The organism is Nonomuraea sp. NPDC050783 (assembly GCF_040802095.1).
Classification (GTDB): Bacteria; Actinomycetota; Actinomycetes; order Streptosporangiales; family Streptosporangiaceae; genus Nonomuraea.
The window spans coordinates 59,917-70,349 of record NZ_JBFAHK010000035.1; the positions used below are offsets into that span (position 1 = coordinate 59,917).

14 protein-coding genes and 1 pseudogene are annotated in these 10,433 nt (G+C 72.6%); 3 read left to right on the top strand and 12 right to left on the bottom strand.

Annotated elements, in window-relative coordinates:
• Positions 1-15: 15 nt before the first annotated feature.
• The 3 genes from AB0H75_RS46210 to AB0H75_RS46220 form a co-directional block, all read right to left on the bottom strand.
• The gene (locus tag AB0H75_RS46210; protein WP_367807664.1) at positions 16-897 is read right to left on the bottom strand and encodes an ABC transporter permease; all 882 of its coding nucleotides are present in this window, start codon (positions 895-897) and stop codon (positions 16-18) included.
• Between the two features lie 146 nt (positions 898-1,043).
• On the bottom strand, positions 1,044-1,493 hold the full coding sequence (locus AB0H75_RS46215; RefSeq protein WP_367807666.1) for a nucleoside deaminase: 450 nt from the start codon (positions 1,491-1,493) through the stop codon (positions 1,044-1,046).
• On the bottom strand, positions 1,490-2,308 hold the full coding sequence (locus tag AB0H75_RS46220; protein WP_367807668.1) for an LLM class flavin-dependent oxidoreductase: 819 nt from the start codon (positions 2,306-2,308) through the stop codon (positions 1,490-1,492). Before AB0H75_RS46220 ends, AB0H75_RS46215 begins: the two co-directional genes overlap by 4 nt.
• A gap of 93 nt (positions 2,309-2,401) precedes the next feature.
• On the opposite strand from AB0H75_RS46220, the gene AB0H75_RS46225 reads away from it, so the two are divergent.
• Positions 2,402-2,848: an Lrp/AsnC family transcriptional regulator gene (locus AB0H75_RS46225; RefSeq protein ID WP_367807670.1), complete on the top strand. Its 447-nt coding sequence runs from the start codon at positions 2,402-2,404 to the stop codon at positions 2,846-2,848.
• A 134-nt stretch (positions 2,849-2,982) separates the two neighbouring features.
• Here AB0H75_RS46225 and AB0H75_RS46230 read toward each other — a convergent pair whose 3' ends face one another.
• The 5 genes from AB0H75_RS46230 to AB0H75_RS46250 are packed head-to-tail and all read right to left on the bottom strand — an operon-like array spanning position 2,983 to position 6,515.
• Positions 2,983-3,465: a metallophosphoesterase family protein gene (locus tag AB0H75_RS46230; protein ID WP_367807672.1), complete on the bottom strand. Its 483-nt coding sequence runs from the start codon at positions 3,463-3,465 to the stop codon at positions 2,983-2,985.
• A 31-nt stretch (positions 3,466-3,496) separates the two neighbouring features.
• Entirely contained in the window at positions 3,497-4,216 is a 720-nt protein-coding gene (locus AB0H75_RS46235) for an SRPBCC domain-containing protein (RefSeq protein WP_367807674.1), read from the bottom strand.
• Position 4,217: 1 nt separating this feature from the next.
• Positions 4,218-4,868: an ArsR/SmtB family transcription factor gene (locus tag AB0H75_RS46240; protein WP_367807676.1), complete on the bottom strand. Its 651-nt coding sequence runs from the start codon at positions 4,866-4,868 to the stop codon at positions 4,218-4,220.
• 31 nt (positions 4,869-4,899) lie between these two features.
• The gene (locus tag AB0H75_RS46245; protein WP_367807678.1) at positions 4,900-6,135 is read right to left on the bottom strand and encodes an RNA polymerase sigma factor; all 1,236 of its coding nucleotides are present in this window, start codon (positions 6,133-6,135) and stop codon (positions 4,900-4,902) included.
• Positions 6,132-6,515, bottom strand: a complete 384-nt coding sequence (locus AB0H75_RS46250; RefSeq protein ID WP_367807692.1) for a YciI family protein — start codon at positions 6,513-6,515, stop codon at positions 6,132-6,134. The genes AB0H75_RS46245 and AB0H75_RS46250 overlap by 4 nt, the downstream gene beginning before the upstream one ends.
• A gap of 452 nt (positions 6,516-6,967) precedes the next feature.
• Here AB0H75_RS46250 and AB0H75_RS46255 point away from each other — a divergent pair, with 452 nt between their 5' ends.
• A complete protein-coding gene (locus tag AB0H75_RS46255) occupies positions 6,968-7,660 on the top strand; it encodes a hypothetical protein (protein ID WP_367807680.1) in 693 nt (230 codons plus the stop codon).
• A 54-nt stretch (positions 7,661-7,714) separates the two neighbouring features.
• On the opposite strand, the gene AB0H75_RS46260 is transcribed toward AB0H75_RS46255, so the two are convergent.
• From AB0H75_RS46260 to AB0H75_RS46275, 4 genes and pseudogenes are all read right to left on the bottom strand, one after another.
• Positions 7,715-8,233 carry a hypothetical protein gene (locus AB0H75_RS46260; protein WP_367807682.1) on the bottom strand — a complete coding sequence of 173 codons (519 nt, stop codon included), beginning with the start codon at positions 8,231-8,233 and terminating at the stop codon, positions 7,715-7,717.
• Positions 8,234-8,968: 735 nt separating this feature from the next.
• Positions 8,969-9,151 (bottom strand): hypothetical protein, encoded by a 183-nt coding sequence (locus AB0H75_RS46265; protein ID WP_367807684.1) that lies wholly within the window; start codon positions 9,149-9,151, stop codon positions 8,969-8,971.
• A gap of 44 nt (positions 9,152-9,195) precedes the next feature.
• A pseudogene (locus AB0H75_RS46270) lies at positions 9,196-9,327 on the bottom strand (hypothetical protein); the annotation flags it as partial.
• Between the two features lie 153 nt (positions 9,328-9,480).
• The gene (locus tag AB0H75_RS46275) at positions 9,481-9,633 is read right to left on the bottom strand and encodes a hypothetical protein (RefSeq protein WP_367807686.1); all 153 of its coding nucleotides are present in this window, start codon (positions 9,631-9,633) and stop codon (positions 9,481-9,483) included.
• 488 nt (positions 9,634-10,121) lie between these two features.
• Between AB0H75_RS46275 and AB0H75_RS46280 the strand changes: the two genes are divergently transcribed.
• Positions 10,122-10,433 (top strand): site-specific integrase (locus AB0H75_RS46280; protein ID WP_367807688.1); only part of this gene is annotated, 312 nt, incomplete at its 3' end.

Consider the following 10,433-nt stretch of genomic DNA (forward strand, 5'->3'; position numbering starts at 1 on the left):
GGTGCGTGCGGCGGGTCACGATCGGCCCCGCCACGGGATGAGCCGTTTCTCCACGACCCGCAACAGGCCGTCGATGAGCAGACCGGACAGGCCGATGGCCAGCAGACCCAGGACCACGACGTCGGTCTGCAGGTAACGCTGGGCGTCGCGGACCATGCCGCCGATGCCGGGCACGCCGTTGACCGTCTCCGCGGCGACCACGGACGAGTACGCGATGCCGACGGCCAGGCGCACGCCGGTGAAGATCTCCGGCAGCGCGTTGGGCAGCACCACGTCCCGGATGACCTCGCGCCTCCTGGCGCCCAGCGCCCTGGCCGCCTCGACCAGGTCGGCCGGCGCCCCGTGCACGGCGGCGGCGGTGGCCACCGCGACCGGCGGCAGCGCCGCGATCGCCAGCAGCCACAGCTTGGGCGTCTCGTCGATGCCGAACCAGATGATGAGCAGGCTGAAGTACGCCAGCGGCGGCAGCGCCCGCACGAACGTCACCACCGGCTCGGCCACGACCCGGATCCACGGCACGGTGCCGAGCACGACGCCGACGACGAGCCCGCCGGCCACGCCGATGGCCGAGCCGATGAGGATGCGCCGCAGGCTGACCCCCAGGTGCTCGGCGAGCAGGCTGCCGCTGTAGCCGCGGATGCCGTCGTGCGTCGTGGACAGCAGCAGGAGCTGGTTCCACACGGCGCCGGGGGAGGGGATGAAGGAGGGGTTGGCGGCCGCGGCGGCGGCGAGCTGCCACAGGCCGAGGAGCACGGCTCCGGCGAGCACGCGCATCACGATCCTGCGGGCCGCCGGGCGCCGCCGCCGGGCGGAGGACGCGGGCCCGCCTGAGGGGCGGCCGGCGTCGCCGTCGGGAGCGGCGACCGAGGGAGCGGCCGCCGGGGAGGGCGCGCTCATGGCCTCGGACGCCTGGTCGGGTTACGTCCCTGGGTCATGGCCACGAAGCTACGGCAGCGCCCGCCCTATAGTCAACATTTCCGACTGGATTTACATGCTTTAGGGCGGGCGGAGCCCGTCCGCGCAGGTCCGCGCCGGTCGTGCCGTCAGCGGGCGCCCGCGGGGCCGCGACCGTAGTAGTCCTCGATGGGGACGCGGGCCTCGTCGAACAGGGCCGGTCCGTCCTGCGGCACCACCGGCCAGGTGCCCGACGGGTTGAGCCCGACGAGCTGCTCGGTGGACAGCGCGTAGACGACGCGGCCGAGCCCCGAGCGGGCGATGCCCCCGGCGCACATGCCGCAGGGCTGGCAGCTCGTGTACATGGTGGTGCCCGCCGCGGTGCCGGGGTCGAGCTCCCGGGCCGCCCAGCGGGCCAGCTTCAGCTCCGGATGGGCGCTGATGTCGTCGTCGCGCCGCACCGTGTTGTGCGCCTCGGCGAGGACGGTGCCGTCCGGGCCGGCCAGCAGGGACCCGTACGGCGCGTCGCCCAGGGCGACGGCGCGGGCCGCGAGGGCGATCGCGCGCCGCAGGAAGTCCTCGTCGGCAGGGGTGATCATGATGTGGTCCTCCAGTGGGTGGCGACGGCGGTGAGCGCCTGCCAGGCCGTCTCGGGCCTGCGGGTCTCCTCGGGGTCGCCGTGGTACGGGTCGAGCAGGACGGTGCCGGCGCCCAGCGCGCGGAGCTGGGCGAGGTCGTCGAGGACCTGTTCGAGGGTGCCGACGCCGGCCAGGCGCCCGCCGTCCTCGACGGGCTCGGCGGTCAGCCGCAGGGCGATGCGGGGCGCGAACGCGACCTCCGGATGCCGCGCCACGGCCGAGCGCATCCAGGGGAGCGTGCCGCGCAGCGGATGCCAGGCGTGGCCGAACCTGGCCGCGCGCCGGATCGCCGCCTCGCTGTTGCCGCCCACCCAGACGGGCACGGGGGAGTCGCCGCCCCCGGTCCCCGCGTGCCAGGCGTCGTGCAGGGCGGTCAGGTACTCGTCGGTCAGCCTGCCGCGCTCGGCGAACGGCACGCCGAGCGCGGCGAACTCCTGCGACGACCAGCCGACGCCCACGCCGAGCACGAGCCGGCCGCCGCTGAGCCGGTCGAGGTTGGCGGCCATGCGCGCCACCAGCAGCGGATGCCGGTACGGCAGCACGAGCACGGTCGTGCCCAGCCGCACCCTGGTGGTGACGCCGGCCAGCCAGGACAGCGTGGTGAACGGCTCGTGGAACGGCTCCGGGTACCGCTCGGCCACGTCAGGGGTGATGACCACGTGGTCCGACACCATGAGAAGGTCGAAGCCGAGCCCCTCCACGGTGCGGGCCCACTCACGCAGCACGCCGGGATCGGTGCCCGGGCCGAAGTTCGGTACGTTGACGCCAAGGTGCATGACGGGAAGCTATCCCGGCGCATGGCCATCACGGAACCACATTCTCCCTGTCGTACCCGCGTTCTCCCGTGGATCTGCCGGTAAATTCGCCGGATGACCATCAATCTCGACGACGTCGACTGGGCCATCATCGCCCAGCTCCAGCAGGAGGCGCGCCTGTCGCTCAGCGAGCTGGGGCGGCGCGTCAGCCTCAGCGCGTCGGCCACCACCGAGCGGGTACGCCAGCTTGAGGCCCAGGGCGTCATCACCGGCTACCGCGCGGTGGTCGACCTGACCAAGGTCGGCTATCCCGTCCTGGCGCTGGTCCGGCTGAAGTACCCGGGCAACCACCACCAGCCGCTGCGCCGCCTGCTCGCCGAGCGCCGCGAGATCCTGGAGTGCCTGCGCACCACCGGCGACGACTGCTACACGCTGAAGGTGGCCGCGACCTCCATGGCGCATCTGGAGACCCTCGTGGACGAGCTGGCCGGCTTCGGCAGCACGACCACCAGCGTCGTCTACAACCAGACGCTGCCCTACCGCGGCCCCGCCCGCCCCTGACCGCCCGCCCCTGACCGCCCGCCCCTGACCGCCCGCCCCTGACCGCCCGCCCCTGACCGCCCGCCCCTGACCGCCCGCCCCCCGCCCGGCCCGGCCCGCCTGGGCGTGCCGCTCGCGGCGGGCGCCCGGCGGCCTCAGGTGACGGGGACGATCTCGGCGCGGATCAGGGTGCCGTCCTCGACGGTGAGCAGGCCCAGGGTGCCGTGCGGCTGGCGGCGGCGGTCGGTGGGGGAGCCCGGGTTGAAGATGCGCAGGCCGTCGCCCGACTCGTCCAGCGGGATGTGGGAGTGGCCGAACACGACCAGGTCCGCGCCGGGGAAGCGGCGCCGCATGCGGGCCAGGCGGCCCCTGGCCGGGCCGCTGTCGTGGATCATGCCGACGCGCAGGCCCTCCAGGGTCAGCTCCAGCGTCTCCGGCGCCGTCACGTCGGGGCCGTCGTTGTTGCCCTTGACCGCGTGGACCGGCGCGTAGGCGGCCAGCTCGGCGAGCACCGGGGCGACGCAGACGTCCCCGGCGTGCAGGATGACGTCCGCGCCGCGCAGGTGCTCGGCGACCCGGGGCGGGCAGGAGCGCCAGCGGCGGGGCGCGTGGGTGTCGGACAGCACGACGACGTTCATGCGGTCCCCCTGCCCGGCGCCCGCAGGCTTGTCACTCCTCGTCGCGGTGCAGGCGCTCCAGCCACGCCCGCCACGCCGGCCCCTCGCCGTCGTCGCCCGCGTACAGCAGGTGGGAGGCGATCATCGATCCGCCGAAGCCCTGCAGGACGCGGTGGACGGCGTGCCCCGAGCGGATGCCGATGGCCTGGGGGTTGACGTGGTAGACGACGCCTTCGGCCGGGCCGAGGCGCACCCGGTCGCCGGGCGCGGGCCGGCCGCCCAGCTCGGCGTACACGGCCTCCCAGGCGCGCGCCCAGTCCCGCACCGGCGGCCCGAACTCCGTGACCGGCGTCGCCGTGCGGCCCGCGAAGTGGCCGAGGTATTCGACCAGGGTCGCGAAGTACATCTCCAGGCCCCTGGACATGGCCTCGAACTCGTCCTGCCAGTCGTCGCCCGGCAGGAAGCCGCTGGTCACCAGGCGGACCACGGTGCTGCCGCGCTCGCGGCCCTCGACCAGGAACTCGTAGGCGACGAAGCGGCCGTCGCCGGCCGGGTCGCTGGAGTGGGCGAAGCGGTGCGGCGGGTCGGCCGCGGTGACCGCCGAGTCGGGCAGCTCGTAGCCGCCGAACGCGGTGCGTACCACTCCACCCTCGACCTCGCTGCGGCCCATGAACCACGAGGTGATGCCGGGGCCGGTGGAGATGGCGTCCCAGACCTGCTCGGGCGTGGCGGCGACGGCCGCCTCGTGGGGCAGCTCGAACGCGTGGCCCACCTCAGCCCTCCTGCCGCTGGACGGCCGGAGAGCCGGCAGGGTGGACGGGGGGATGCACGGCAGGGGGAGCGGCGGGGGGGACGGCGGGATGCACGGCGACGACCAGCCGGTGCGGGCGCCCGCCCTCGGCCGTCTCGTCGTGATATTTGCTGATGAGAGAGGTCACGGAGTCGGCCAGCTCGCGTGCGAAGGCCGCCCGGTCGGCCGCGGAGGCGAAGCGCACCTCGCCGTCGATCGCGAACGTCGCCACCCGCTTCTGCGCCTTGGCCGCCCCGGTGACGAGCGCGCCGACGTCGCGCACGAGCTGCGCGGCGAGGGCCAGCAGCCAGCGCGCCGACAGCCGGTCGGGCGCGCGGGACGGGTCGGGCTGCACGGAGGCCAGCGCGTTCGGGGAGATGACGAACGAGGCCGCGGTCGCCCGCATCACGCGCTCGGTGACGTTGCCCTTCCTGCGCTCCTCGACCAGCTCCACCAGGCCGTGCTTCTCCAGCGTGCGCAGATGGTAGTTGACCTTCTGCCGGGCCAGCCCGACCTTGGCGGCCAGGGACGTGGCGGAGCCGGGCTCGGCCAGCTCGGCCAGGAGCCTGGAGCGCATGGGGTCGAGCGACGCCTCGGCCGCCGCGGGATCCTCGATCACCTCGACTTCGTGCATGAGATCACGATGGCACCGAAAACAAATATTGTCAAGACAAACGGGACGCTCGGCGCTGGAGGTAGTCCCGCTCCGGCACGCTCGCCGTCAGCCGGGCCGCCTCCCGGTACGCCTCGGCCGCCCCCGCCGGATCGCCCGCCATCTCCAGCAGGTGCGCGCGGACCGCCGCCGGCCGGTGGTGCCCGTCGAGCCGCCCCCGGGCCGCCAGGTCGTCGAGCCGGGCCAGCCCGGCGCGCGGGCCGTGCACCATGGCCACGGCCACCGCGTGGTTGAGCTCGACGACCGGGTTGTCGTCCAGGCCGGACAGCACCTCGTACAGCGCGAGGATCTGCGGCCAGTCGGTCTCCGCGGCGGTGGGCGCCTCGTCGTGCACGGCCGCGATCGCCGCCTGCACCTGGTAGGGCCCCAGCTCGGCCGTGGACAGCGCCTTGCTGACCAGCTCCACGCCCTCGTCGATCAGCCGCCGGTCCCACAGGCTCCGGTCCTGCTCGGCCAGCGGGATCAGCCGCCCGTCGGGCCCGGTGCGCGCCGCCCGCCGGGCCTCGGTGAGCAGCATGAGCGCCAGCAGCCCGGTCACCTCCCCGTCGCCGGGCAGCAGCCGGTGCAGGGCCCTGGCCAGCCTGATCGCCTCCCCGGTCAGCTCGGCCCTGTGCAGCTCGGGGCCGGAGGTGGCCGTGTAGCCCTCGTTGAAGATCAGGTAGAGCACGTGCAGGACCACCCGCAGCCGCTCGGCCCGCTCGTCGTCGGGCGGCATCGCGAACCTCGCCCCGGCCGCCTTGATGCGCTGCTTGGCCCGGCTGATGCGCTGCGCCATCGTCGCCTCCGGCACCAGGAACGCGCTGGCCACCTGCGCCGTCGTCAGCCCGCCCACGGCCCGCAGCGTGAGCGCGAGCTGCGAGGGCTGCGACAGCGCCGGATGGCAGCACAGGAACAGCAGCGTGAGCGTGTCGTCCTGGTCGCCGGGCCGGTCCTCGCCGGGCGCGGCGACCGTGAGCGCGTCGGCCGGCGCGCTGGCCGCGACGCTCTCCTCCCGCCGCCGGCGCGCGTGCTCGCCGCGCATGTGGTCGATGACCCGCCGCGAGGCCACCGTGGTCAGCCAGGCGCGCGGGTTGTCCGGCACGCCCTGCTCCGGCCACTGCACGGCGGCGTCGAGCAGCGCCTCCTGAACGGCGTCCTCGCAGGTGCCGAACTGCTCGTAGCGGCGGACGAGGATGCCCAGGACCTGCGGCGCCAGCTCCCGCAGCAGCCCCTCGACCTCGCCGCTCATCCCCGCGCCGGATCCGCCCGGGCCGCCGGGTCCTGGGAGGCGTCCACCTCGTCGATGACCGGCCACACCTCCATCGCGCACAGCCGCGCGTCCGGCCACCGCGCCGCGATCTCCGTGGCCCGCTCGATGCTCGCGCACTCCACCGTCAGGTAGCCGGCCAGGAACTCCTTGGCCTCCAGGAACGGCCCGTCCGTGACGGCCGGCACCCCGCCGCGCACCCTGACGGTCCTGGCCGAGCCCGGCCCGGCCAGCGCCTGCCCGCCCACCAGCTCGCCGCTGTCGGCCAGCTCCTTCATCAGGGTGTCCACCTCGGCCATCACCGCGTCCTCGTGGTCGGCCACGTGCTGCTGCGACTCTGCGTTGGCGTAGATCATCAGCATGTACTTCACCCGCCCATCCTAGATGACCTAGAACCCGGCGAAATCATGGCAAAACCCCAGCTCGGCCCGGGGGCCCGCTCCATGGCAGCGCAGGTCGAGACCGGCGTCCGTGCTGTCGTTCGGCTCCACGACGAAGCGCCTCGGGGAGCCGGTGCCGGCGCCGCCCGGCGGCCTCTCGAAGGAGACCCGGGGGGAGCGCGCTCGGCCTCGACCCCGGCGACGCGGACGGTTCCGGTAGTCGCAGTGGTTCCCGTTCCCGCGCGGGGCGATGGAGCCCTCGGCGCCGTAGTCGTCGAGGGAGGGACCCTGCCGATCGGCGAGGCCGCGGCGAAAGTTTCACAGCGGGCTTGACTCGGCGGCCCGCCAGGCGCAAAGTGTGTCGCGATTCTCCTGCTTTATTTGGACGCCATCCAAACTAATACCGGCAGTCCCGCTGGCAGAAGGGATGAACCATGCGCAGGATCGTGTACGCGGCCACCCCCTTGACCGTCCTGGTGCTCGTCGCCGTCCTCGTCGCCCCGCCCGCGCTCGCCGCCACCTGGTCCTCCACTGACCGCTGGGGCACCTGGACCAACGGCGGCTACACCCTCTACAACAACATCTGGGGCAGCGGCGCCGGCCCCCAGACGATCTGGGCGAACTCCTACAGCAACTGGGGCGTGTGGGCCGATCACCCCAACACCGGCGGCGTGAAGTCCTACCCCAACGCCACCCGGTACGTCGGCAAGCGCGTCAGCGCCCTCGGCAGCGTCACCAGCAGGTTCAGTGTCACGGTGCCGAGCGGCGGGGCGTACACCACCGCGTACGACATCTGGGACTCCGGCAACGCGTACGAGATCATGCTCTGGATGAACAAGCGCGGCGCCGTCGGCCCCCTCGGCACCCGCCAGACCAGCACGTCCGTGGGCGGCCACAGCTGGGACGTCTACCGCGGCAGCAATGGCGCCAACCAGGTCTTCTCGTTCGTCAGGACCGGCAACACCAACTCCGGCACTGTGGACATCAAGGCCGTGCTCAACTGGCTGCGCGGCAACGGCTGGATGGGCGACGTGACGCTCGGCAACGTGCAGTTCGGCTACGAGATCACCTCCTCCAGCGGCGGGATGGACTTCGTCACCAACAGCTTCTCGGTCACCTCCAGCTAGATCGCTGACGCGGCGGACGTCCCGAGGCGGCCGGCAACGGTCACCCATCGCGGGTCAAAGGCCCAACTCCAGGATCCCGGTGCCGGAAAGCTGGGAAACGCCGCTGCCGGAGCAGGCTGTGAGATCGGTCGCGAGCACGGTGATCACCTCTTTGGCGGGGTCACCGCCGAAGAGCCCGCCCGGGACGATCGATCCGGTGGCGGTGTAGACGATGTTGCCGTTGAGGCGCGTGGAGGCCCAACTGTAGGACATGACGCTGGTCCCGCCGTTGGCCCACACGAAGGTGCGGGTGGCTTGTCCCGGGGTGAACAGGTTCGTGCAGGACGCCCCCGGTACTGTGCCGCTCTCGAAGTAGCTGCCGGAGGGGTGAGCCCAGTTGGAGCAGCCGCTGAGGTGCCCCTCGGCGGTGTAGGCGAGGGTCTGTGGCGTGTTCGTCAGAGGCGGGTCCCAGGTCAGTACGACATTGTCGGAGCAAACCTGATCGAGGATCACGGCGTGGGCGGCGTGCGAAGGCCCGGCCAGGAGACCGGCGGCGAGAACGGAGACTGCGGCGAGCGAGGGGATCGTGTTCATGTCGGCACCTTCGCGGAGGAGAACCCGATGAGTAACTACATGTCCGTAACGTTACGAATGTGACTGCATCCGCATTGTTGCCTCGCCGGGTCATGGCGCCAAGCGGGTCCCGGTAAGAAGACCCTCGCCTGTCAGTGAGTCTGCTGCCCCCTGCCGGGAGCGGCAGATGCCCGCCTTCCTGGCCCGAGACTGGACCCGCCCGCCGCTCGCCGCCCGCCGTCCACGCGTACGGCTCGGTGCCCTCGGCCCTGCGACGATCGCAGCCGTGGGGCGCGTCGGTTGTCACCTTGATCCCTCCCTCCACGGAACTGCCGGTTCGGTCATGAGTGGACTTTCTCTCGAAAGAGGGCAGGTCCAGGAACCGTGGCCAGTACGCGGGACGCTTCTGGGTGGCGATCCCGGGAGCCGCGCGCCAGGGGCGGAAAAGGCTCCGGGAAGAGGGGGCCGGGGTCAGGCCGGTCCATCGCCGCCATCGGGCCAGGGAGCCGGCCACAACCATGGAGGCGGGGGCCAGGCCGATGATGGTGCCGCCCGCGCGGACGTGGGTGCGTAGCCAGGGGTCGGCGGGCAGGCCGTCGGGGCGGGTGCGCAGGGCGTAGTCGGCCATCGGGGTGTGCGGTTCGTGGTGTTTGCGGGTGGGCCGGACCGGGGCGACGACATGCGCCAGCCCGGCGCCGCGGGCGGTGACCTGATCCGCGGGCCCGGTGGCGGCGACGGAGAAGTGGGGGAGCGCTCTTACAGACGGGCGTGCCGGCCCCAGCGACTCGCCAGGTCGTGGGCCAGGAAGGCGGGCATCTGCCGCCCCTGCTCGGCGTGCACGCGTTCGGCATACCCCTCGGGGAGGTCCGGGTGCGCGGGGGTCTCCTGCGCGGTGGGCCACTGGTGGGCGACGTCGGCCAGGTGGGGGCGCTGTCGCACAGGCAGCCGTCGTTGCCGGCCGCGGCCACGATCAGCACGCCCTGGTCGCGGCAGCGGCGCACCGCCCGGGCAAGGGTGTCCTCTGCCTCGCTGGCGTCGGCGAGCTGGCCGCCGCTGATGCTGATGACATGCGCGCCGGCGTCGGCCGCGAGATCGATCGCGCGGGCGAGGTCCAGCTAGGCGGTGTGGCGTCCCTCGGCGAACACCGGCACGCTGACCGCCCGGCAGCCCGGTGCCATGCCGGGGGCCGGGCCGTCGTGCCGGCCGAACAGCACGCCGGCCACCGCCGTGCCGTGGGCGGCCTTGGCGCCGGAGGCGTCGCCGCCGGGTCAGGCATCGAGGATCTGGGTCAGCCTCACACGGGTGAAGGCGGGATGCGCCTCGTCGATCAGGCCGTCGATGACGGCCACCGTGATCCGGTCATCGCCCGTGGTCAGCCGCCACAGCTCGGCCACGCCGGAGATTGCGGGCAGCTCGCCCATGTCGCTCCTGTCGTGCGGACTCACCTGTCGCTCGGCTTCATCGGCGCGGTGAGCGCCCGCCATCCCTCACACCTCCAGCGGGGATCTCGGACGCTCACCGGTTCACCAACTGGCTACTCCTCGCTCTCACTGGCGAACGGCACCCGATACCTCTCCACGGACTGCTCGGCGGCGGGGGCTCCGGTGATGGTGCGACGCACGAGGACGGATTGGATGGGCAGGGTCATTGATCTTCCCTTTCGGTCGGACGGTAGATCATGGGGTGGTGATCAACCTTTATCAATGCGCACCCAACGTATTTGTATGGTTACATAAGTGAAATATTTGTCGTGAGAACCCGCTGTCCCTGTGACACAGAACTTGCGTTACCTGTCACATCTACCCTTCGCCAGTTGCCCGTGCCTAGTTCGCCCCTGCCTTCGGCCGTCCCGACTCGGTAGTGTTACCTATCGCGCTCCTCCCCGTTCAGTGTTCGTGGGAGGTTCGTCATGCCGGTCGCCCCACCCCCACCTCCGCATGCGCCCGATTCCGGCCCCGGTTCCGGCCTCGACGTCGACGGCGCGGTCGCCCGGTTCCTCGCCTCGCTCGGCTCGGCCACCACCCGTGCCGGCTACGCCCAGACCCTGGCCCGCCTCGTCGCCGTCACCGGCCCGCATCATCTGGTCGCCGACCTCGCGCCCGAGGACTACGCCGCGGTGATGGATTGCTGGTCGGGTGCGGCGGCGGCTACCTGGAACCGGCATCTGTCGGCGCTGGTCTCTTTCACCACCTGGGCTCAGCGTCAGGACCTGCTGGCCACC